Genomic DNA, 20640 nt, shown 5'->3' on the forward strand with positions numbered 1-20640 from the left:
AGGCGGCGGACCTTGTGACGGAAAGAAAGGATCAGAGCGAACCGCCCAGCACACCCTTGGTGGAGGGCACGGCGTCGGCCTTGCGCGGATCGACCTCGATGGCGGCGCGCAGGGCCCGGGCCAGGGCCTTGTAACAACTCTCCACGATGTGGTGGTTGTTCTCCCCGTACAGGTTTTCCATGTGCAGGGTGGCACCGGCGGCGAAGGCGAAGGCCTGGAACCACTCCTTGAACAGTTCCGTATCCATCTCGCCCAGCTTGTCGCGGGTGAATTGGACCTTCCAGATCAGATAGGGCCGGTTGGACAGGTCGATGGCCGCGCGGGTCAGCGTCTCATCCATGGGGATGTAGGCGTGGCCATAGCGGTTGATGCCGCGCCGGTCGCCCAGGGCCTTGGCCACGGCCTCGCCGATGGCGATGCCGGTGTCCTCGGTCGTATGGTGGAAATCGATGTGCAGGTCGCCCACCGCGCGCACCGTCAGGTCGATGAGCGAATGGCGCGACAGCTGCTCCAGCATGTGGTCAAGGAAGCCGATGCCGGTCGATACGTCGTAACGCCCGGTGCCGTCGAGATCCACGGTCACGCTGATCTGCGTTTCCTTGGTCTTGCGCTCCACAGTGCTGCTGCGGGCGCCTGCTGGTTCGTTCCTGTCCATAAACACTACTTAGCAGCAAGGCTGTTACCGTGAAAGGGCCGGAGCATCGACTCTGGCGCATGGCTTGACCCGCATCATCGCCATCCCACATACCGTGGGCCCTTCATTCATTTCCATTCCAACGGAAGCCTCAAGGCCATGTCCGATTACGGCAAGACCCACGATCCCATCCAGTGGCACGGCACCACCATCCTTTCCATCCGCAAGAACGGGCAGGTGGTGGTGGCCGGCGACGGCCAGGTGTCGGTGGGCAACACGGTGATGAAGTCCAACGCCCGCAAGGTCCGCCCCCTGGCCGGCGGGTCGGTCATGGCCGGCTTCGCCGGCGCCACGGCGGACGCCATGACCCTGTTCGAACGGCTGGAGGCCAAGCTGGAACAGTATCCGGGCCAGCTGACCCGCGCCGCCGTGGAACTGGCCAAGGACTGGCGCACCGACCGCTACCTGCGCCGGCTGGAGGCCATGATGGCCGTGGCCGACAAAAGCGCAAGCCTGATCCTGACCGGCAACGGCGACGTGCTGGAGCCGGAGGACGGCATCATCGGCATCGGCTCCGGCGGCGCCTATGCCCTGGCGGCCGCCCGCGCCCTGATCGACCTGCCGGACCTGGATGCGGAGGCCATCGCCCGCAAGGCGCTGGGCATCGCCGCCGACATCTGCGTCTACACCAACCGCAACATCACCCTGGAAAAGCTGTGAGCCCGGCGATGACCTCGTTCTCCCCCCGCGAAATCGTCTCGGAACTGGACCGTTACATCGTCGGCCAGAAGGACGCCAAGCGCGCCGTGGCCATCGCGCTGCGTAACCGCTGGCGCCGCCAGCAATTGCCGGAAGGCCTGAAGGAGGAGGTTCTGCCCAAGAACATCCTCATGATCGGGCCCACCGGCGTGGGCAAGACCGAGATCGCGCGCCGCCTGGCCAAGCTGGCCCAGGCCCCCTTCCTGAAGGTCGAGGCGACCAAGTTCACCGAGGTGGGCTATGTCGGCCGCGACGTGGAACAGATCGTACGCGACCTGGTGGAGATCGCCATCACCCTCACGCGCCAGCGCCTGCGCAAGGAGGTGGCGGCCAAGGCCGAGCTGCGCGCCGAGGAACGGGTGCTGGACGCCCTGGTGGGCGAGGGGGCGTCATCCGAGACGCGGCAGAAGTTCCGCAAGATGCTGCGCGAGGGCCAGCTGAACGACAAGGAGATCGAAATCCAGGTACAGGACAACGCCGCGTCCGCCCCGGCCTTCGACATCCCCGGCATGCCCGGCGGCAGCATGAGCATGATCAATTTGGGCGACATCTTCGGCAAGGCCTTCGCCGGCCGCACCAAGGCCCGCCGCATGACGGTGGCCGAAAGCCACGTCGTGCTGATGGCCGAGGAATCCGACAAGCTGCTGGACAACGAGACGGTGGTGGCCGAGGCCATCCACGCCGTGGAGCAGAACGGCATCGTCTTCCTGGACGAGATCGACAAGATCACCGCCCGTTCCGAAAACCGGGGCGGCGGCGACGTCAGCCGCGAGGGTGTGCAGCGCGACCTGCTGCCCCTGATCGAGGGCACGACGGTCAACACCAAGCATGGCGCGGTGAAGACCGACCACATCCTGTTCATCGCGTCCGGCGCCTTCCATGTGGCCAAGCCGTCCGACCTGCTGCCGGAGCTGCAGGGCCGCCTGCCCATCCGCGTGGAACTGAAGCCCCTGACCGAGGAGGATTTCCGCCGCATCCTGACGGAGCCGGAGGCCAGCCTGATCAAGCAGTACGTGGCCCTGCTGAAGACCGAGGACGTGGCCCTCAGCTTCACCGACGACGCCATCGACGAGCTGGCGCGCCTGGCGGTGCAGATCAACAGCACGGTGGAGAACATCGGTGCGCGCCGCCTGCACACCGTGCTGGAACGCCTGCTGGAGGAAATCAGCTTCACCGCCGCCGACCAGGCCGGGAGCACCGTGGCCATCGATGCCGCCTATGTGCGGGAAAAGGTGTCGGACCTGGCCAAGAACGCCGACCTCAGCAAATTCATCCTATAAGCGTTGGCGCCAGCGTGCCGGGATGGGGCGGGGCCGCCGGGTCCCGCCTTTTTTATGGGTTATCTTTGGTTGCGCGGCATCTTTCTGAAATCATCCGGGGGTGGATGGTGCGCCCGGGACCATTGGATCAGACAACGGTGTCTTGGTGCTTTTAATCCATTAACAGGCCATTTGACTTAAATTCCTCTTGGCATCGCAGTGTGTGATCTATGACACAGAGAATCCCTTTAATGAAAAGATAGACTATTTATACCTTAAGAGGGGTTTCGTGGCCCCTGCGGGTAACTTTATTGTTCCCGTACAGGATCAACCCAGGAACATGACATCCGGGGGGCAAGATGAACGGCGATGCAACGGAGACGGTGGCGGATCTGCCACTGCCACAGATCAGGACTAGGGACAAGACCGCCGGCGACAAGAGCGCCGGTCGCTGGCTGCTGCTGGCGTTGACCGCTGTGGGCATGATCCTGCTGGCGGCTTGGTCGTCCTCGGGCGAAAGCAACGCCGCCCCGGCCAAGGTACCGGCCCAGATGTCAGGGGACCCGGTCGAACAATAACACCTGAAACAGGTCTGGTTGTTCACCGGGCGGCCTTGCGGCTGCCTTTTTTATTTGTGGGATTGTCTTATTTATGGGCGTGGAGCGGGCGGGCCCCGCCAATTCCATTAATTCCCACCGGCCGCGCCCCGGTATCTGGTCCCCGGGGGCGGCAATCATCAGATCAACCAAGTAAAATGCTGAACGGCAGGGCTGGTTTCACGCGTGGCCGGCCAAGGCCGGTTCCGCCGCGGGAACCTTGGGCGCAGCCGCCTTCACGGCGGGCTTGGTGGCCTTGCGGGCCACGCTGGCCATCAGTTTCAGGACATCATCGCGGTAGACGCCGTCGCGCTCCATTACCAGGCGGACCACCGGGTCCTCCAGCATGTCGGTCAGGCGGGGTTCGTGGTGCACCATCATCGTGTCTCACCCTCCCTTCTTGGGCTTTGTCCAAGCCTGCTCCAGGCTTCGGGGTTCCAGGCCCCATCCCCATTTCAGGAGGGGCGGGGCATGAGCCATCCGTCGCCATGGGGCATATATGAGCATGGCAGACGGCTATGACAGGGGCATGTCGGGTTTATGGCCGCTAATGTCAGCCGCCATCCGGCATACCCTTGCCGTACAGTGAGTTGTACGATGCCGGGGTCCCGGAATCGTCGCCCGCCGATGGGGGTAGGACGCCCCGCCGCAGGCGCCGGGAAAAGGCCACGGATGCCAAGCACTTAGGCCCGAGTCCCCCATGGTGCCTTAAACGCGAACGGCGGACCCGGGGGCCCGCCGTTGGTGGGGGTGCGGCCTTGCGCCATCCCGATAGTTGCGGGGAATGGCCGCGTCAGATGTCCTCTTCCCCATCGGCCAGATGACCGGGGCCCAGCAGGCCTTCCCACTTGGCGATCACGGCGGCGGCCACCGACACGCCCACCACATTGGTGGCGCTGCGGCCCATGTCCAGCAGGTGATCGACAGCCAGCACCAGCACCATGCCCTCCGACGGGATGTGGAAGAAGGGCAGGGCCGCGGCGATGACCACCAGCGAGGCGCGCGGCACGCCGGCGATGCCCTTGCTGGTCAGCAGCAGCAGGCCCAGCATCTCCACCTGCTGGCCGATGCTGATATGGATGCCGTAGGCTTGGGCGATGAACATGGTGGCGAAGGTGCAGTAGATCATCGAGCCGTCGAGGTTGAACGAATACCCCAGCGGCAGGACGAAGCTGACGATCTTGCGGGCGGCGCCGAAGGCCTGCATGCGCTCCAGCGTGCGCGGGTACGCGGCTTCGGAGCTGGCGGTGGAAAAGGCCAGCAGCACGGGCTGGCGAATGGCGCTGACCAGCTCACGCACCCGGCCGCCGATGAAGGGCACGGCCGCCGCCAGCAGCACGACCCACAGCAGCGCCATGGCCAGGTAGAAGCCGCCCACGAACTTCACGTAGCTGCCCAGCACCTGCAGCCCCTGCGTCGTCACCGTGGCCGCCAGGGCCGCGAAGATGGCGACGGGCGCGAACATCATGACGTAGCTGGTCACCTTCAGCATGACGGTGGCGATCTGTTCCACCAGGTGCACCACCACCGGCACCTTCTCCTTCACCGAGGCGATGGCGATGCCCGCGAAGATGGAGAAGACGACGATCTGCAGGATCTCGTTGTTGGCCATGGCCTCGATCACCGAGCGTGGCACCGTGTGCTCGATGAAGTTCTTCAGGGTGAAGACGGCGGCGTCCGGCGCCTTGCCCCCGGACGTGGGGTCCGGCAGGGCCATGCCCACGCCCGGCTCCAGGAGTTGCACCATGACCAGGCCCAGGATCAGCGAGACGATGCCGGCCAGCAGGAACCAGCCCAGCGTCTTCACGCCCACGCGGCCGATGGCGGCCACGTCCTCCATATGCGCGATACCCACCACCAGGGTGGAGAAGACCAGGGGCGCGATGATCATCTTGATCAGGCGCAGGAAGATATCCGTCAGGATGGACAGGGTGCCGGCCAGCGAGGCCCCGTCGGCCGCGGGCAGGTTGTGCCCCACGGCGCCCACCGCGATGCCGGCGACCATCGCGCCCAGGACGAACAGCGTGAAGCGCTTTTGCTGCATTGAAACCTATCCCCCGATGGCCGGCGCCGCCGCCCCGACATGCCCGGGGCGATTTTGGCGCGGTCAAATTTTCTGTTGCTGTCTACTTGCCTTGAAACCGGCGCCGATACAACGGCGGCCTTCGCCGGGAAGGCCTCTCACTACCGGAATCGCTACGCTTTCCGTCACCGTATGGGCATGGCGTACATCAGGCCGCCCTGGTTCCACAGGGCGTTCAGCCCCCGGTCCAGGCGCAGCACGGAATTGCGGCCGACGTTGCGCTCGAACACCTCGCCATAGTTGCCCACCTGGGAAACGATGCGAACGGCCCAGTCATCGTCCAGGCCCAGCGACTTGCCCAGCCCGGCCCCCGTCCGCACGCCCAACAGGCGCTGCACGCCCGGGGCGGCGGACCCCAGGTTGTCGCGCACGTTGGCCTTGGTGATGCCCCGCTCCTCCGCCTCGATCAGGGCGAAGACGGTCCATTTCACGATGTCGAACCATTGCTCGTCGTCCTTGCGCACCGCCGGCGCCAGCGGTTCCTTCGAGATCAGCTCGGGCAGGATCAGATAGTCGTCGGCGCTGACCGTCTGTGCCGCGCGGGTGGCGGCCAGGGCCGAGGCGTCGGTGGTATAGGCGTCGCAGCGGCCGCTGAAGAAGGCGGCCACCAACTCGCCCAGATCCTCGATGGCCAGCGGCTTGTAGCTCATGCCCGTGGACTGGAAGTAATCCGCCAGGTTCAGTTCGGTGGTGGTGCCCTGCTGCACGCAGATGGTGGCGCCGTTCAGTTCGCGCACGCTGCGCGCCCGGAAGGACCGCCGCACCATGAAGGCCTGGCCGTCGTAATAGACGGGCGGGGCGAAGTCCATGCCCTGCACGTCGCGGCTCAGGGTCCAGGTGGTGTTGCGTGACAGCAGGTCAATATCCCCCGACAGCAGGCTGCTAAAGCGCTGGCGGCCGCTCAGGGGAATGAACTGGACCTTGCGGGCGTCGCCCAGCACGGCGGCGGCCACGGCGCGGCAGATGTCCACGTCCAGGCCCGTCCATTCCCCCTGGCTGTCCGGCGCCCCGAATCCCGGCAGGCCGGTGTTGACGCCGCAGCGCAGGGCGCCGCGCTGGCGCACCAGCTCCAGCGTGCCGCCGCTTTTGGCGGAACCGGGGGCGGCCGCCCCGGCGGGGGCCCAGGCGGGTGCCATAAGGGCGCCAGCCGCCAAGGCCAGGCCCAGCGCCCATATTTTCGCCTGGCGCGTCCAGCCGCGCCGCATCCTGTGCCCCATGACCCGCCCCATGTCGTCCCGAAGTCCCGCTCCCGCGCGACCGGCCTTGGGCGCTAACCGTTTGGTGGCCAAGGGTTCGTCACGGGTCATCGCAAGATACAAAAGGCCCGGGCGGACGCCTAGTGCCCCCGGGGCGGATTCCACCGGCCACAACAATGGTGGCAACCATTCGCCATGCCGAAATAGACGCTATATTTGTCTGGAAATAACGGGAGTGGCCAAATAAAGGACCCAGCCTCGCATTCCGTTAAGCCCATATATGGGAAGAAACCGACGATTTCGCAAGTCCACCATTTGGCCAAGTTGGCCATTTCTACACGGTCGTGGTACATCCATGACTTCCGGCGGGCATGGGGTTGCCCGCCGTTCCGCATTCGTATTCCGCAAGGCCGGTCCTGCCGCCCATCCGTCCGCATCGGATGGGCCGGGACTGTGACCGGTGCCGCCTGGCGCGGCCATCCGGAATGGGAATGCCCCGCACGACGAACCCCCGGGATTGAGATCCATGCCGCCCATCAAACTCACCCTCAACGGAAAGCCCTGGTCGGTTGACGCCGACCCCGACATGCCGCTCCTCTGGGCGGTGCGCGAGATCGCGGGCAAGACGGGGTCCAAGTTCGGCTGCGGCGCCGCCCAGTGCGGCGCCTGCACCATGCATGTCGACGGCCAGCCCGTGCGCGCCTGCTCCACCCCCATCGGTTCCATCGCCGGGTCCAAGGTGACCACGATCGAGGGCATCGAGGGCGAGGTGGCCAAGGCCGTGCAGGACGCCTGGGTCAAGCTGGACGTGGTCCAGTGCGGCTACTGCCAGTCGGGCCAGATCATGTCGGCCGTCGCCTTGCTGACCGATAATGCCAAACCCACCGACCAGGACATCGACAGCGCCATGAGCGGCAACCTCTGCCGCTGCTCCACCTATGTCCGCATCCGCGCCGCCATCCACGAGGCGGCCAAGGCGCTGGAGATCTGATCATGCCCGATGGACACATGACCCAAGCCCCCGAGACCCAAAGCCCCGAGGGCACCTCCCGCCGCCGTTTCCTGCAGGTCACCGGCGGCGCCGGCGTGGGCCTGATGGTCGGATTCACCTGGACCGGCACCAGCCGCCGGGCCCAGGCCGCCGCCGCCCAGACCTTCGAGCCCAACGCCTTCGTCAAGGTGGCGCCGGACGGCACCGTCACCGTGCTGATCAAACATCTGGAGATGGGCCAGGGCGTCTTTACCGGCCTGACCGCCATCGTGGCGGAGGAGATGGACGCCGACTGGGCGCAGATGCGGGCGGAACACGCCCCCGCCAACGCCAAGCTGTACAACAACACCGCCTTCGGCCCCATCCAGGGCACCGGCGGCTCCACCTCCGTCTATAATTCCTGGACCCAGCTGCGCCAGGCCGGCGCCACGGCGCGCGCCCTGCTGGTGGCGGCCGCCGCCCAGACCTGGGGCGTGCCGGCGTCGGACATCACCGTGTCCAAGGGCGTGCTTTCCGCCGGCACGCGCAAGGCCGGCTTCGGTGAGCTGGCGGCCAAGGCGGCCACCCTGCCCGTGCCCGCCGACGTGCCGCTGAAGGATCCGAAGAATTTCACCCTGGTGGGCACCAAGCTGCCGCGCAAGGACAGCGCGGAGAAGACCACCGGCAAGGCCATCTTCGCCATCGATGTCGTCCAGCCGGGCATGCTGGTGGCGGTGGTGCAGCGCCCGACCCGCTTCGGCGCCAAGGCCCAGACCATCGACGCCAAGGCGGCGAAGGCGGTGAAGGGCGTGGTCGAGGTGGTGGAGATCCCGCGCGGCGTGGCCGTGCTGGCCACCTCCTACTGGGCGGCGCACCAGGGGCGTGAGGCGCTGAAGGTCACCTGGGACGAGACCAACGCCGAGAAGCGCGGCACCGACGCCATCGTCGCCGACTACAAGACCCTGCTGCCCAAGCCGGGCCAGCTGGTGACCAAGGAGGGCGATGTCGACGCGGTGAAGGGCGCCAAGACCGTGAAGGCGGAATTCACCTTCCCCTACCTGGCCCACGCGCCCATGGAGCCGCTGACCTGCGTGGTCAAGCTGGGCAAGGACGGCTGCGACATCTGGGCGGGCGACCAGTTCCAGACCATCGACCAGATGAACGCCGCCAAGACGGCCGGCCTGAAGCCGGAGCAGGTGACCATCCACACCGTCTATGCCGGCGGCAGCTTCGGCCGCCGCGCCAACATCGAGTCCGACTACATCGTCGAGGGCGTGGCCATCGCCAAGGCGCTGTCGGACGCCAAGGTGCAGGGCGGCAAGTTGGCCGGGCGGCCGGTGAAGCTGATCTGGTCGCGGGAGGATGACATCCGGGGCGGCCGCTATCGCCCCCTGTATGTCCACGGCATGGAGGCCAAGCTGGGCGCCGACGGCAGCGTGCTGGCCTGGCAGCACCGCATCGTCGGTCAGAGCATCATGGCCGGCGGCCCGTTCGACCAGCCGGGCAAGCCCGACGCGACATCGGTCGAAGGGGCGGCGGAAATCCCCTACACCATCCCCAACCGCCTGGTGGACCTGCACACCACCACCTCGCCCGTGCCGGTGCTGTGGTGGCGATCGGTGGGGTCCACCCACACTGCCTTCGCCGTGGAAACCTTCCTGGACGAGCTGGCGGCGGAGGCACGCCAAGATCCCGTGGCCTTCCGGCGCAAGCTGATGGAAAAGCACCCGCGCCATCTGGCGGTGCTGAACCTGGCGGTGGAAAAGGCCGAGTGGACCAAGCCCCTGCCCAAGGGCTGGGCGCGGGGCGTGGCGGTAGCGGAAAGCTTCCGGTCCGTCGTCGCCCATGTGGCCGAGGTCTCGCAGGACGACAAGGGCCGCATCAAGGTCGAACGCGTGGTCTGCGCCGTCGATTGCGGCATCGCCGTCACGCCGGACGTGGTCAAGGCCCAGATGGAGGGCGGCATCGGCTATGGCCTGGGCGCCATCATGTTCGGCGCCATCACCATGAAGGACGGCCTGGTCGACCAGTCCAACTTCGACACCTACCGCTGCCTGCGCATCGATGAGATGCCCAAGGTGGAGGTGCACATCGTCCCCAGCGCCAACCCGCCCACCGGCGTTGGCGAACCGGGCGTGCCGCCCTTGGGGCCGGCGGTGGCCAACGCCATCGCCGCCCTGACCGGCAAGCGCATCCGCGACCTGCCCTTCGCCGGGTCGGTCAGCGTTTGAGTGAAGCGCGACGGTGGCCTTTGTCCCGCCACTGTCGCCCACGACGCCAATCAGCGGCATGGGAGCGATCCCGTGCCGCTGTAGGCCGCCGTCGCTCCAGCACCTAATCAAGACTATCCGACAGCGGCACCGACTCCGGGATTTCCTCCGCCACCCGCTGTTCCAGCTTTTCCATCAGCGCCCACAGCTGCGCGCGCTCGGTGTCGGTCAGCACGGACAGCAGCTGCGCCTCCCAGGCCAAGGCTTCCGGTGCCACCTGGGCGTAAAGATCGCGCCCCCGCGCACTGAAGGACAGGCGCAGCAGGCGCTGGTCCCGGGGGTGGGGCTGGCGGTCCAGCAGGCCGGCGGCCACCAGGCGGTTGACAGCCCGGCTGACCTTGGCCTTGTCCATGGCCGTGCGCTCCACGATGTCGTTGGACGACAGCGGCTGCTCCTGGCCCAGGGTGGCCAACACCCGCCATTCCGGAATGCTGAGGCCGAAGCGTTCCTGGTACCGCGTGGCCAGCGCCAGGCTGACCTTCTTCGATAGGATATTCAACCGGTAGGGCAGGAAGCGGTTCAGTTGCAGATCGAGGGACATGGGGGTGCTGGCCCTGTGACAGGTTGGTGGCGGCGGCGGGGCGACTTGACAGGGAAACCCGCGCGGCCTACTGTACTTATAACGTTTCATTTGAAACGATAAAACCGACCGCTGTCCATCCTGTCATTGGGGTTGTCCTTAACGGGCGCCGCCCCGGGGGTGGAAGACGGGTTGGGAGGAAACCGCCCCGTTTTTCGTGGTCTCAAGGCGCCGCCGTCCCCTGGGATGGCCGGCCGCCTTGAGGGCGCCCTTTTTCCTGCCGACCCCGTAAGGGCGAATGGATCGATAGGAAAGGCCCCCATGAAGCTGGCTACCCTGAAATCGCTGGATCGGACGCTGGACGGCGCCTTGCAGGCCAAGGTGGGCCGCGACGGTATCCTGGTGGTGGTGTCGGCCGACCTGGCGCGCTGCCGCGCCGTGCCGGGCATCGCCGCCACGCTGCAGCGGGCCCTGGATGATTGGGCCCAGGTGGCGCCGCGCCTGGCCGAGGTCGCGGCCGAACTGGATGAGGGCGTCGCCCCGTTCGAGGCGTTCGACGAGGCCGCCTGCATGGCCCCGCTGCCCCGCGCCTACCAGTGGGCGGACGGCTCGGCCTACGTCAACCATGTGGAACTGGTGCGCAAGGCGCGCGGCGCCGACATGCCGCCCAGCTTCTGGACCGACCCGCTGATGTACCAGGGCGGGTCCGACAGCTTCCTCGGCCCCCGCGACCCCATCCTCATGGCCAACGAGGCCTGGGGCATCGACCTGGAGGGGGAGGTGGCGGTGGTCACCGGCGATGTGCCCATGGGCGTGTCGGCGGAAGACGCGCGCGGCCTGATCCGCCTGGTCATGCTGGTCAACGACGTGTCCTTGCGCGGCCTGATCCCGGCGGAATTGGGCAAGGGTTTCGGCTTCTTCCAGTCCAAGCCTTCCAGCGCCTTTTCCCCCGTGGCGGTGACGCCGGACGCCCTGGGCGGCGCCTGGCGCGATGGCAAGCTGCACCTGGACCTGCTGTCCTTCATCAACGGCCAACCCTTCGGTCGGCCCAACGCCGGCATCGACATGACCTTCGACTTCGGCCAGCTGATCGCGCATGCCGCCCGTACCCGGCCGCTGGTCGCCGGCACCATCATCGGCTCCGGTACAGTGTCCAACCGGGGGCCGGACGGTGGTCCGGGCAAGCCCATCGCCGAGGGCGGTGTCGGCTATTCCTGCCTGGCGGAGGTGCGCACGGTGGAAACCCTGCTGCAGGGCCAGCCCAAGACACCCTTCCTGCGCTTCGGCGACAGCGTGCGCATCGAAATGCGGGACGCCGCCGGCGCCAGCCTCTTCGGCGCCATCGAGCAGACGGTGGCGGAATACCGGCCCCAGCCGGTGGCGCCCGAGCCCGTTCCCGTCCCCGCGCCCTGACCGTCCCCCTTCAAGGACCCGCCTGCCCCATGGCCTCGCTCGCCCTCTACACCTATTTCCGTTCCTCGGCCGCCTACCGCGTGCGCATCGCCCTGAACCTGAAGGGCCTGACGGCCAAGCAGGTGCCGGTGCACCTGCTGCGCGATGGGGGCGAACAGCTGAAGCCGGACTACCTGGCCCTGAACCCGCAGGGCCAGTTGCCCACCCTGGCGGTGGAGGATGCGGACGGTCGCCACCTGCTGACGCAATCGCTGGCCATCGTGGAGTACCTGGACGAGGTGCACCCCACCCCCGCCCTGCTGCCGGCCGACCCCATCGCGCGGGCCCAGGCGCGCGCCGTGGCCCTGGCCATCGCCTGCGACATCCACCCCATCAACAACCTGAGGGTCCAGAAATACCTGAAGGGCGAGATGGGCGTGGATGAGGAACGGGCCGGCCGCTGGGTGCGCCACTGGATGGAAACCGGGCTGGCGGCGGTGGAGGCGATGGTGAAGCCCCATGCCGGCCGCTTCTGCTTCGGCGACACGCCCGGCCTGGCGGACCTGACCCTGGTGCCGCAGATGTTCAACGCCCGCCGCTTCAACGCCGACCTGTCCGCCTGTCCCACCCTGTTGGCCATCGACCGGGCCTGCCTGGCCCTGCCGGCCTTCGCCGACGCCGCACCCGACCGCCAGGCCGACGCGCCGCCGGCCGCCTGACGGCGCAGGGGGCCTCAAGCTTCCTCTCGCCTGGCGGGCAGGCTCAGGGCATGATGGCGTCGCTTTCCGCCCTCCTGCGACCGCAGCCCCGCCCATGCCCTTCGACCTGGCGCCGCTGGACCTTCTGGCCCTCATCACCTTCTTCGTGTTGTGGGGCGGCTATAACCTCATCTTCCGCCTGCCGGGCGCGCCGGCCAGCCTGAACCTGCACATGCGCACGGTGCGCGAGGTGTGGATGCGCAACATGCAGGCGCGCGACACCCGCCTGCTGGATGGCCAGCTGCTGGGCCATCTGATCCAGAGCGTGTCCTTCTTCGCCTCCACCACCGTGCTGCTGATCGCCGGCGACCTTAGCGCCCTGGTAAACGCCGACCGGCTGGCGGCCCTGGTGGACAAGATGCATGTCGCCAGCACGGCGTCGGGCGCCCTGGTCGAGGCCAAGCTGTTCCTGCTGTTGGGCGTGTTGGTCTACGCCTTCTTCCAATTCACCTGGGCGGTACGGCAGTACAACTATACCTGCGCCCTGATCGGCGCCATGCCCGACGCCACCAACCATCCGCCCAGCGTGGATGTGGACGCGGCGGCGGACGCGGCGGCGGCCCTGCTGTCCCTGGCGGTGCAGAGCTTCAACGCCGGGGTGCGGGCCTATTACTTCGGCTTCGCGGCGCTGGGCTGGTTCGTCCACCCCTTGGCCTTCATGGCCTCCACCACCCTGGTGATTGTGGTGCTGGTGCGCCGCCACTTCCACTCCCGCGCCTTCCACGCCGTGCGCCGCTTCGGCACGGCGGTGCGGATGGTGCTGCCGGAACCCACCCGGCCCCTGCCACCCGAAGGGGGTTGATCCCACCGGCGGCATGATCTCGGATCATGCCGCTGTAGGCCGCAGGCCGCGACTGCGGCCGCCGGACTTTTTCGGGGAGCATTAGCGGACTGAAAGGGAAGGCAAGCCAAAGGCGCGGATGGCCGCGCCCGGCGCTGAGGGAGTTTTAAAACTACTCTTCGCTATAGGCGTGCCGGCCGCCGCGCGGGTCGGTGACGGTCCAGCCGCCTTCGCCGTCGGGGGCCAGGTAGTCGGCGGTCAGGGGCACCTTCCCGTGGCCGCCGGGGATGTCCAGCACATAGGTGGGCTGGCACAGGCCGGAGACATCGCCGCGCAATTCGCGCATCAGGGCACGGCCGCGCTGGATCGTCGTGCGGAAATGGGCCGTACCCTTGGCCAAATCCCCCTGGTGCAGGTAGTGGGGCTTCACCCGCGCCTGGACCAGGGCGCGGAAGGTGCGGGTCAGGGTCTCGGCGTCGTCGTTGACGCCCCTCAGCAGCACGGTCTGTGACAGCAGCGGGATGCCGGCGTCCACCAGGCGGGCGATGGCGCCGCGCGCCGCGTCGTTCAGTTCGCGCCAATGGTTGGCGTGCAGCATCAGCCAGCTGGCGATGCGCTGGCCCTTCAGGGCGGCCACCAGTTCCGGCGTGATGCGGTCCGGGTCCACCACCGGCACGCGGGTGTGGAAGCGGACGATGCCGACGTGGGGGATGGCGTCCAGGCGGGTGACGATCTCGGCCAGGCGGCGGGGCGAGAGAATCAGCGGGTCGCCCCCGGTCAGGATGACCTCCCACACCTCCTCATGGCCCGCGATATAGGCGATGGCCGCGTCCAACTCCGCCCCGTCCAGGGTCTCGCTGCCCGGGCCCACCATCTCCCGCCGGAAGCAGAAGCGGCAATAGACCGGGCAGACATTGGCGGCCTTCAGCAGCACGCGGTCGCGGTAGCGGTGGACGATGCCCTTCACCGGGCTGTGCGGCCCGTCGCCGATGGGGTCGGCCAATTCGCCGGGGGTGGTCTCCAGCTCCTCCCCCGCCGGGATGAACTGGCGGGCCACCGGGTCGTTCGGGTCGGTGGGGTCGATCAGCCCGGCCATCTGGTCGGTGACCGATACGGCGAAGCTGGCCGCCACCCGCTCCAGCACCGGCAGGGCGGCGGCCTCGGCCAGGCCGGCCTCGACCAAACCATCCGGGGTGCGGATGGCGGCCTTGCGCGGGGCGAGCTGGCGAACGGCGATGCCCATGGGGCCTCTCCCTGGCGGTGCGTGGAACGATGGAATCAGGGCGTTAGATCGACCTTGGGCGCCCCCTCGTCAAGCGGCCCGCCCGCATGGGCCCCCCGCATCGGCGTTGGCGCCGGGCCTGGGCTTGGGGCACACTGGCGCCCTGATGCGGGGGCATCCCTTTGATAACCAGGCAAACGGGGAACAGGGCATGGGGCTGAAACGGGCCGCGGTGGCGGCATTGCTGATGGGATTGGTGACTGGCATGACGGACGCGACCGCCGCCGAGACGAAGACCGCCGCTTACGGCACCTGGGCCTCGCCCATCACCGCCGCCCGCCTGGCCGGTAGCGAAATCCGCCTGGGTGACCTGATGGTGGACGGCGGCGTGCCCTATTGGCTGGAAAGCCGTCCGGCGGAGAAGGGGCGCTTCGCCATCGTCACCCCCGACGGGAAGGGCGGCATCCGTGAGCTGACGGGGACGGAGGTCAACGCCCGCACGCGCGTTCATGAATACGGCGGCGGCGCCCTGCTGGCCACCGGTGGCCGTCTGTACTTCAGCAACTTCGCCGACCAGCGCCTGTACACGATGCCCGAGGCCGGCGGCGCGCCGCAGCCGCTGACGCCGGAGGGATACCGCTACGCCGACTGCGTGGCGGGAACGCCCCGCCATCTCTATTGCGTGCGCGAGGACCATAGCGAAAAGGGCGAGGCCAAAAACGCCATCGTCAGCCTGGCGGTGGACCAGCCCGGCGACGCCGGCACCGTGCTGTTTGGCGCCAGCGACTTCGTGGCCTATCCCCGTCCAAGCCCGGATGGCAAGCGCCTGGCCTGGGTCGCCTGGTCCCATCCCAACATGCCCTGGGACACCACCACGCTCTATGTGGCCGACATCACGCCCCAGGGGCTGGGCAGCCCGACGGTGGTGGCCGGCGGGCATGACGAGTCGGTGCTGGAGCCGCAGTGGGATGCCGACGGCACGCTGTACTTCGTCTCCGACCGCAGCGACTGGTGGAACCTCTATGCCTGGCGGGACGGCGCCACACGCGCCGTTCTGCCCAAGGCGGCGGAATTCGGCGGCCCCCTGTGGAACCTGGGCCTGACCACCTATGCCCTGACCGGAAAGGGCCAGGCGGTGGCGCGCTACGCCGCCAAGGGCCTGGACCACCTGGCGGTCATCGACATCAAGACCGGGGCGGCACGCCAATTGGACCTGCCCTTCGTCGGCATCACCGGCGTGCGCTTGGCGGGCCCCGACCAGGCGGTCATGATCGCCGGCTTCGCCGACGCCACGCCGGCGGTGGTCAGCGTCACCCTTTCCACCGGCACCCACGCGGTGCTGCGCCGCCCGGCGCCGGAAAGCCTGGAACCCGCCCTGGTGTCGCGCGCCCAGCCCATCGAATTCCCCACCACCCCCGGCCCGGACGGCCAGGCGCGCACGGCCCACGCCTTCTACTACGCCCCCACCAACCCGGCCTTCCAGGCGCCGGTGGGGGAAAAGCCGCCCCTGCTGGTCAAGGTGCACGGCGGCCCCACCAGTGCCGCCAAGCCCTCGATGGACATGAGCGTGCAGTACTGGACCAGCCGCGGCTTCGCCGTGGTGGACGTGAACTACGGCGGCAGCACCGGCTATGGCCGCGCCTATCGCAACCGCCTGCGCGGCACCTGGGGCATCACCGACGTGCAGGACGCCACCGCCGTGGTGGCCTACCTGGACAAGGCCGGCCTGGCCGACGCCAACCGCGCCGCCATCCGGGGCGGCAGCGCCGGTGGCTACACCACGCTGGCGGCCCTGGCCCTCACCAAGGTGTTCAAGGCCGGCGCCAACTATTACGGTGTATCGGACATGGAATCCCTGGCCAAGGACACCCACAAGTTCGAGAGCCGCTACCTGGACAGCCTGGTGGCCCCCTACCCGGCGGGCAAGGCCGTCTACGACGCCCGCAGCCCCCTGCACCATCTTGACGGCTTCTCCGCCCCCCTGATCACCTTCCAGGGGGCGGAGGACGCCGTGGTGCCGCCGGCGCAGTCGCGCAGCATCGTCAACGCGCTGAAGGCCAAGGGCGTGCCCGTCGCCTACATCGAGTTCGAGGGCGAACAGCACGGCTTCCGCAAGGCCGACAGCATCATCCGCGCGCAAGAGGCGGAGCTATACTTCTACGGCCGCATCTTCGGCTTTACGCCGGCTGATACGCTGCCGGGGGTGGCGATCGATAATCTGAAGTGAGGAACTGACAGGGCTGGTAAAAGCGCCCGCCCCTTGGCGGCAGGGACATTTTTTCCCAAGGCCATTGTCGCGCCGGAATTTCGACCGATCCTCATGTCGCAGGTTCGGATTTCGGAGCAATACCTCATGCCGTTCGTGGCCATCGGCTATACCGCCAATCCCAAGGCGCCCATCGGGAAATGGGCTTGCACCCGCACATCGGCGCTGGGGCCTTATGACACCCCGCCCCCCGACGACACCCAACACAACCCTGATTATTGTGGGCAATGCGTTTCCTACGTGACGCAGGTTTGCCCCTCCCTTCCGGTAAGAACAGGGTTGTGGAGAATGGGCGACCCTGTAAAGGGAAACAAGAATATTATTGCCGGAACTGTGATAGCGACATTCGATTCGAATGGCCATTATTATGGGCATGCCGCTATTTACGACCATCAGACCGATGATGGGATTTATGTATATGATCAGTGGATCACCGGTACTGCCCCTCAAGCGGTTTCGCTTCGACTCATTTTGTGGCAGGGGAGAGGTGTCTCAAACACCGGCAATAAATTCTTTGTTGTGGAGCACTGATATGGCTCGACTGTCCTTACTTACATTACTTGTTGGTTTGATGTCGGCGGGCTCGGCATTGGCGACAACGCCCAGCGTATGTCCCGTTCGCGGCAACGATCCCGTTAAATATATAAGCGTGTACAATGGAAAACCCGAGGATTTGGTAAATCTCGCCCCCGATGATGAAACCGATAAAAATCCAAAGCAGGACAAGTTCACGCTGGACTATATCTACAAGGGCGGTCGAGTGGCCACCATCCGGTGCAAGTACGAAAGTGGCGCGATCACGGATGTGGAGCTGAAAGATCCGGTTAAACAGTGCACGGCATCGAGGGGGAAGACGGGTGAGGTGACAATTCGGTGCCACTGAAGCCCATCTTATGGATGGGCCGCGTTGGCAGCGGGTCCCTCATCCTGCCCGGAAAAGGCTGCTCACAATGTCACGGATTGTCCGGCGAATTGCTGCGGACGCATCCGGATCTCCGCCGCCAGGCCGTCCAAGTAGGCGCTGTCGGCCAGGGCCCGCGCCGCTTCCATCGCCATCAGCGGAATGTTCAGCTCATAGATGCCGACGCCGCCGCACAACACCGACAGTACATGGCCAGTGCCGGTTTCATATAGGATGTAGGTCCACGCCTTCTCAGCGATTTTCCGGGGCGTCATGGGATGTGTCCCTGGGAACGGGATAGCTCAACCAGGCGGTGACAACCACGTCACTCCTGAACCGGCTGCGCTAATAGACGATGCAATTCGCGTCCTTGCCATACCGCGAAACTTCTTTCGTGCTTTCTCAGCTATGACGGTCAAGTAGATGGCGATGGTCAAACGTCAAGCGCCGTGGGCGGGGGGCCTGAGAAATCCCAGCAGAATCCCAACGAAAGTCCCAGCGGCCCAGGGCCAGATGAGGCAATAACTTAGGCATTCTGCGCGTGTCTGGGATGAATGGTGTCCCCGGCGGGATGGGTGCGGAACCGATCGCCAACTAACTGAATCTAATAAGATCATAGCTTTAGAATGGTGGGGCTGGTACACAGACATGGTACACATCTGCTGAAAATGCCCATGCCTGATCCTAACCACCATCTGACTCTGAAGCACCAGACCTGGTTCTTCCGCCTCCGTGTTCCCGCTGACCTGCGCGTCAGGTATGGCATCAAAGAAATCCACAAGAGCCTTCAGACGCACTCGGTGGTTCGAGCCCGGCTTGAGCGTGACGTGCTGCTTGGACGGTACCGGCGGGAGTTCGACCAGTATCGGCGCGACAATCGGGCAGGAGACCTGGTGCTGGTCAACGCTCTCGGCGCGAGGCGGCGGATTGCTGAGGCCAGCGACACCCTGGTTGTCGTGGACACAGGCCATGAGCGGCTGACGGAGCGGGAGCATGCCATTGACATGGCGCGGGATACGGCCGAGCACGTCATATTCCAGGTGATCGGCACAGATGATCCCGATGATCCCGAGTATGCTGAGAACATGGCTCTGTATCACCGCGTGAGCCACGGCACGACGGAGCCCTTGAAGCAACTGCTGGACCCGTGGTTGGGCGAGACCAAGGGGGCCCCCAAGACCCTCGCGGAAAAGCGCAAGGTGGCCCAAGCGTTCCTGGGTTGGATGGTGACCCAGCGGTTCGTGCTGGTGGGTGACATCACCCGCCGGATTGCCGCGCGTTATGTCCGGGAGGAAATCGCCGGGCGCGGGGTGAAGCCCGCGACGGTCAACAAGGATATATCGCACCTGTCGTCCTGGTGGCGTTGGCTGGACAGGCGCGGTCACCTGGACGACGACGGCGTGAACCCCTGGATGGGGCAGAACTACACCATCAACCCCGAGGCCAACGGGGAGGACGAGGACACCAACCATCGGGCCTGGACGGCGGACGAGTTGAGGACCCTGTTTAACGCCGATCCGGCGGCCCCTGGGATGCGTTCGGCGACCCGGGCCACCCTCCTGCGGTTCGGGAAGGTGGCGTTGTACACGGGCGCCCGGCGGGGCGATCTGGCCGGTCTCAAGGTTGGCGATGTGGAGTCGAGGGGAGATGCTGGCCTATGGCTGGTGGTGCGCCGGGGCAAGACCAAGGCGGCTACCCGCGACATCCCCGTACACAGCGCCATTGAACCCCTGGTGCGGGAGATGATCCAGGACCGTCCGGCAGATGCCTGGTTGTTCACCGGCCCGGGGATCATCGGAAAGACCGCCAGCGCCCGGGCAAACTATGTGGGCAAGCTGTGGCGCGACATGACCGGAGCGCTGAATCTGGCGCCGGTTCTGCACGGCCTGCGGTCGACGTTCATTGAGCATCTGGAGGCCGCAGGGGTACCGCTCAGCACCGTGAAGCTAATCGTCGGACACCGGCGCGATGACATCACCTTCGGCCGCTACAGCAAGGGCAGTCTTGTGGAACTGCGGACGGAGATCGAGAAGATGCAGGTGGTGGGCGTGTTCAACTAAGGTCGGCGTATGAGCGGACACGGATGAGACCATGACCATTCCCGATCATTTGCGGCGGCATTCCACCCGGCAGGCCATTGACGCCCTGGCGGCGCGCTTCGACCTTCCGAACCACCCCGGTATGCAGGACTGGGAATGGGAGGTGGCAGACCCATCCCGCCTGGATGAGTTCATCGCCGCTTACGAGGCGGGAGGGCTGAGCGAGGACGAGCGTTTCACGCTCATGGAAACCATCATCCAGTCATTTGAGGATGGCGACCAGGCGCCTGAACGTGACCCACGATGGGCGCACGTCCTCGGATTGCTTGACCGAAATGTCGGTCTTCACGGCCCTTCCATATGGTACTGGTCCGCACCAGAGAACGACGCGCGTCGGGAGACGTTTAGAGTTTCCCTGACGATTCGTGATGTCTTGGCCAAGCATCGTGCGTGGCTTCAGCGATAGCTCTGAGGCCAGGCGACTGATCCGCTGATTTCGGCTGAGATGGTCAGCACGACTGCGCGCGGGTGAACAACAACGTCGATAAACCCCAGAGGAAGTTTGAAAGAGGGCTTTCCTGAACCCCCTGGGGGTGGTTAGCAAACGAGCGCTGGCTTCTCTTGAGGCTGTGCCGTGGCATGGCTGTTCAGCCAAAGATCGGCAAGACGAAGGGCGGCCTCGAATGAACTCGCCTTGGCTAGGACAGAGATACCATCCCGCCCGGGCTCATCGCAGGTCTCGAAGAGAAAGAAGCCGCCAAAGCCTAGGTGTTCAGCAGAAGATTCGATGAGGGCTTGACGTGATAGGGTTGCAACGTAGACGCTTCTGCCATCGCCGATATCTATGCTGGCAAGGATGTCATCCATGTTCCAGTATCCCCCTACGCGTGTAACCCCGCGCATCTCAGTCAACGATTTGGCGCGGTATATGGTTTCGTCTGACACGGCCCGTATGGGCATTATTCGTCGCGCGAAAACCCCTTTGACAGCGCCC

General features: G+C 66.2%; 21 protein-coding genes. 13 read left to right on the forward strand and 8 right to left on the reverse strand.

All coding sequences use genetic code 11. From position 1 onward, the window contains the following. Nucleotides 1–31 precede the first annotated feature (31 nt). On the reverse strand, nt 32–655 hold the full coding sequence (gene hisB / locus FBZ89_RS06270) for an imidazoleglycerol-phosphate dehydratase HisB (RefSeq protein ID WP_145749160.1): 624 nt from the start codon (nt 653–655) through the stop codon (nt 32–34). A gap of 138 nt (nt 656–793) precedes the next feature. Between hisB and hslV the strand changes: the two genes are divergently transcribed. From hslV to FBZ89_RS06285, 3 genes are all read left to right on the forward strand, one after another. Continuing rightward, nucleotides 794–1354 carry an ATP-dependent protease subunit HslV gene (gene hslV, locus FBZ89_RS06275; RefSeq protein ID WP_145749161.1) on the forward strand — a complete coding sequence of 187 codons (561 nt, stop codon included), beginning with the start codon at nt 794–796 and terminating at the stop codon, nt 1352–1354. Nucleotides 1355–1362: 8 nt separating this feature from the next. Further along, nucleotides 1363–2673, forward strand: a complete 1311-nt coding sequence (gene hslU / locus FBZ89_RS06280) for an ATP-dependent protease ATPase subunit HslU (protein WP_145749162.1) — start codon at nt 1363–1365, stop codon at nt 2671–2673. Nucleotides 2674–3011: 338 nt separating this feature from the next. Then, nucleotides 3012–3230 (forward strand): hypothetical protein, encoded by a 219-nt coding sequence (locus FBZ89_RS06285; protein WP_145749163.1) that lies wholly within the window; start codon nt 3012–3014, stop codon nt 3228–3230. Between the two features lie 198 nt (nt 3231–3428). Here FBZ89_RS06285 and FBZ89_RS06290 read toward each other — a convergent pair whose 3' ends face one another. The 3 genes from FBZ89_RS06290 to FBZ89_RS06300 all read right to left on the reverse strand — a co-directional run bounded on the left by FBZ89_RS06290 (nt 3429) and on the right by FBZ89_RS06300 (nt 6548). Further along, nucleotides 3429–3629 (reverse strand): hypothetical protein, encoded by a 201-nt coding sequence (locus tag FBZ89_RS06290; protein ID WP_145749164.1) that lies wholly within the window; start codon nt 3627–3629, stop codon nt 3429–3431. 412 nt (nt 3630–4041) lie between these two features. Further along, nucleotides 4042–5292: a dicarboxylate/amino acid:cation symporter gene (locus FBZ89_RS06295; protein WP_145749165.1), complete on the reverse strand. Its 1251-nt coding sequence runs from the start codon at nt 5290–5292 to the stop codon at nt 4042–4044. A 164-nt stretch (nt 5293–5456) separates the two neighbouring features. After that, on the reverse strand, nt 5457–6548 hold the full coding sequence (locus tag FBZ89_RS06300; RefSeq protein ID WP_246172065.1) for an amino acid ABC transporter substrate-binding protein: 1092 nt from the start codon (nt 6546–6548) through the stop codon (nt 5457–5459). A 505-nt stretch (nt 6549–7053) separates the two neighbouring features. Between FBZ89_RS06300 and FBZ89_RS06305 the strand changes: the two genes are divergently transcribed. Together FBZ89_RS06305 and FBZ89_RS06310 are read left to right on the forward strand one after the other, a co-directional pair. Beyond that, nucleotides 7054–7518, forward strand: a complete 465-nt coding sequence (locus FBZ89_RS06305; protein WP_145749166.1) for a (2Fe-2S)-binding protein — start codon at nt 7054–7056, stop codon at nt 7516–7518. 2 nt (nt 7519–7520) lie between these two features. Continuing rightward, on the forward strand, nt 7521–9728 hold the full coding sequence (locus FBZ89_RS06310; RefSeq protein WP_211115125.1) for a xanthine dehydrogenase family protein molybdopterin-binding subunit: 2208 nt from the start codon (nt 7521–7523) through the stop codon (nt 9726–9728). Between the two features lie 103 nt (nt 9729–9831). Here the strand turns inward: FBZ89_RS06310 and FBZ89_RS06315 are convergent, their stop codons facing one another. Beyond that, the gene (locus FBZ89_RS06315; protein ID WP_145749167.1) at nt 9832–10308 is read right to left on the reverse strand and encodes a MarR family winged helix-turn-helix transcriptional regulator; all 477 of its coding nucleotides are present in this window, start codon (nt 10306–10308) and stop codon (nt 9832–9834) included. Between the two features lie 300 nt (nt 10309–10608). Between FBZ89_RS06315 and FBZ89_RS06320 the strand changes: the two genes are divergently transcribed. The 3 genes from FBZ89_RS06320 to FBZ89_RS06330 all read left to right on the forward strand — a co-directional run bounded on the left by FBZ89_RS06320 (nt 10609) and on the right by FBZ89_RS06330 (nt 13239). Beyond that, on the forward strand, nt 10609–11700 hold the full coding sequence (locus tag FBZ89_RS06320) for a fumarylacetoacetate hydrolase family protein (RefSeq protein WP_246172066.1): 1092 nt from the start codon (nt 10609–10611) through the stop codon (nt 11698–11700). 29 nt (nt 11701–11729) lie between these two features. Beyond that, nucleotides 11730–12398 (forward strand): maleylacetoacetate isomerase, encoded by a 669-nt coding sequence (gene maiA / locus FBZ89_RS06325; protein ID WP_145749168.1) that lies wholly within the window; start codon nt 11730–11732, stop codon nt 12396–12398. A gap of 94 nt (nt 12399–12492) precedes the next feature. After that, on the forward strand, nt 12493–13239 hold the full coding sequence (locus tag FBZ89_RS06330; protein WP_145749169.1) for a DUF599 domain-containing protein: 747 nt from the start codon (nt 12493–12495) through the stop codon (nt 13237–13239). 151 nt (nt 13240–13390) lie between these two features. Here the strand turns inward: FBZ89_RS06330 and FBZ89_RS06335 are convergent, their stop codons facing one another. Next, nucleotides 13391–14461 carry a lysine-2,3-aminomutase-like protein gene (locus FBZ89_RS06335; protein WP_145749170.1) on the reverse strand — a complete coding sequence of 357 codons (1071 nt, stop codon included), beginning with the start codon at nt 14459–14461 and terminating at the stop codon, nt 13391–13393. 190 nt (nt 14462–14651) lie between these two features. Between FBZ89_RS06335 and FBZ89_RS06340 the strand changes: the two genes are divergently transcribed. The 3 genes from FBZ89_RS06340 to FBZ89_RS06350 all read left to right on the forward strand — a co-directional run bounded on the left by FBZ89_RS06340 (nt 14652) and on the right by FBZ89_RS06350 (nt 17589). Continuing rightward, on the forward strand, nt 14652–16667 hold the full coding sequence (locus FBZ89_RS06340; RefSeq protein WP_211115126.1) for a S9 family peptidase: 2016 nt from the start codon (nt 14652–14654) through the stop codon (nt 16665–16667). A 126-nt stretch (nt 16668–16793) separates the two neighbouring features. Continuing rightward, nucleotides 16794–17237 carry a BPSL0067 family protein gene (locus FBZ89_RS06345; RefSeq protein ID WP_145749171.1) on the forward strand — a complete coding sequence of 148 codons (444 nt, stop codon included), beginning with the start codon at nt 16794–16796 and terminating at the stop codon, nt 17235–17237. A gap of 1 nt (nt 17238) precedes the next feature. After that, a complete protein-coding gene (locus FBZ89_RS06350; RefSeq protein WP_145749172.1) occupies nt 17239–17589 on the forward strand; it encodes an STY0301 family protein in 351 nt (116 codons plus the stop codon). A gap of 62 nt (nt 17590–17651) precedes the next feature. Here the strand turns inward: FBZ89_RS06350 and FBZ89_RS06355 are convergent, their stop codons facing one another. Then, nucleotides 17652–17882, reverse strand: a complete 231-nt coding sequence (locus FBZ89_RS06355) for a hypothetical protein (protein WP_145749173.1) — start codon at nt 17880–17882, stop codon at nt 17652–17654. A 399-nt stretch (nt 17883–18281) separates the two neighbouring features. Between FBZ89_RS06355 and FBZ89_RS06360 the strand changes: the two genes are divergently transcribed. Further along, a complete protein-coding gene (locus tag FBZ89_RS06360; RefSeq protein WP_186457220.1) occupies nt 18282–19667 on the forward strand; it encodes a tyrosine-type recombinase/integrase in 1386 nt (461 codons plus the stop codon). Between the two features lie 31 nt (nt 19668–19698). Continuing rightward, complete coding sequence (locus FBZ89_RS06365) at nt 19699–20112, forward strand: hypothetical protein (protein ID WP_145749175.1); 414 nt, start codon at nt 19699–19701, stop codon at nt 20110–20112. Between the two features lie 131 nt (nt 20113–20243). On the opposite strand, the gene FBZ89_RS06370 is transcribed toward FBZ89_RS06365, so the two are convergent. Further along, entirely contained in the window at nt 20244–20513 is a 270-nt protein-coding gene (locus FBZ89_RS06370; protein ID WP_145749176.1) for a hypothetical protein, read from the reverse strand. Nucleotides 20514–20640 lie beyond the last annotated feature (127 nt).

Origin of the sequence: Nitrospirillum amazonense (assembly GCF_007828045.1) — a bacterium.
Taxonomy (GTDB): domain Bacteria; phylum Pseudomonadota; class Alphaproteobacteria; order Azospirillales; family Azospirillaceae; genus Nitrospirillum; species Nitrospirillum amazonense_C.

What these genes read in the sequence shown, in the direction of transcription:
- FBZ89_RS06350 (WP_145749172.1), top strand. Translation starts at nt 17,239, where the DNA reads ATGGCTCGACTGTCCTTACTTACATTACTTGTTGGTTTGATGTCGGCG.
- FBZ89_RS06365 (WP_145749175.1), top strand. Translation starts at nt 19,699, where the DNA reads ATGACCATTCCCGATCATTTGCGGCGGCATTCCACCCGGCAGGCCATT.
- FBZ89_RS06320 (WP_246172066.1), top strand. Translation starts at nt 10,609, where the DNA reads ATGAAGCTGGCTACCCTGAAATCGCTGGATCGGACGCTGGACGGCGCC.
- FBZ89_RS06315 (WP_145749167.1), bottom strand. Translation starts at nt 10,308, where the DNA reads ATGTCCCTCGATCTGCAACTGAACCGCTTCCTGCCCTACCGGTTGAAT.
- FBZ89_RS06300 (WP_246172065.1), bottom strand. Translation starts at nt 6,548, where the DNA reads ATGGGGCACAGGATGCGGCGCGGCTGGACGCGCCAGGCGAAAATATGG.
- FBZ89_RS06310 (WP_211115125.1), top strand. Translation starts at nt 7,521, where the DNA reads ATGCCCGATGGACACATGACCCAAGCCCCCGAGACCCAAAGCCCCGAG.
- FBZ89_RS06330 (WP_145749169.1), top strand. Translation starts at nt 12,493, where the DNA reads ATGCCCTTCGACCTGGCGCCGCTGGACCTTCTGGCCCTCATCACCTTC.
- FBZ89_RS06290 (WP_145749164.1), bottom strand. Translation starts at nt 3,629, where the DNA reads ATGATGGTGCACCACGAACCCCGCCTGACCGACATGCTGGAGGACCCG.
- FBZ89_RS06295 (WP_145749165.1), bottom strand. Translation starts at nt 5,292, where the DNA reads ATGCAGCAAAAGCGCTTCACGCTGTTCGTCCTGGGCGCGATGGTCGCC.
- FBZ89_RS06370 (WP_145749176.1), bottom strand. Translation starts at nt 20,513, where the DNA reads ATGGATGACATCCTTGCCAGCATAGATATCGGCGATGGCAGAAGCGTC.
- FBZ89_RS06340 (WP_211115126.1), top strand. Translation starts at nt 14,652, where the DNA reads ATGGGGCTGAAACGGGCCGCGGTGGCGGCATTGCTGATGGGATTGGTG.
- FBZ89_RS06335 (WP_145749170.1), bottom strand. Translation starts at nt 14,461, where the DNA reads ATGGGCATCGCCGTTCGCCAGCTCGCCCCGCGCAAGGCCGCCATCCGC.
- hslV (WP_145749161.1), top strand. Translation starts at nt 794, where the DNA reads ATGTCCGATTACGGCAAGACCCACGATCCCATCCAGTGGCACGGCACC.
- FBZ89_RS06345 (WP_145749171.1), top strand. Translation starts at nt 16,794, where the DNA reads ATGCCGTTCGTGGCCATCGGCTATACCGCCAATCCCAAGGCGCCCATC.
- FBZ89_RS06305 (WP_145749166.1), top strand. Translation starts at nt 7,054, where the DNA reads ATGCCGCCCATCAAACTCACCCTCAACGGAAAGCCCTGGTCGGTTGAC.
- FBZ89_RS06355 (WP_145749173.1), bottom strand. Translation starts at nt 17,882, where the DNA reads ATGACGCCCCGGAAAATCGCTGAGAAGGCGTGGACCTACATCCTATAT.
- FBZ89_RS06285 (WP_145749163.1), top strand. Translation starts at nt 3,012, where the DNA reads ATGAACGGCGATGCAACGGAGACGGTGGCGGATCTGCCACTGCCACAG.
- maiA (WP_145749168.1), top strand. Translation starts at nt 11,730, where the DNA reads ATGGCCTCGCTCGCCCTCTACACCTATTTCCGTTCCTCGGCCGCCTAC.
- hslU (WP_145749162.1), top strand. Translation starts at nt 1,363, where the DNA reads ATGACCTCGTTCTCCCCCCGCGAAATCGTCTCGGAACTGGACCGTTAC.
- hisB (WP_145749160.1), bottom strand. Translation starts at nt 655, where the DNA reads ATGGACAGGAACGAACCAGCAGGCGCCCGCAGCAGCACTGTGGAGCGC.
- FBZ89_RS06360 (WP_186457220.1), top strand. Translation starts at nt 18,282, where the DNA reads ATGCCTGATCCTAACCACCATCTGACTCTGAAGCACCAGACCTGGTTC.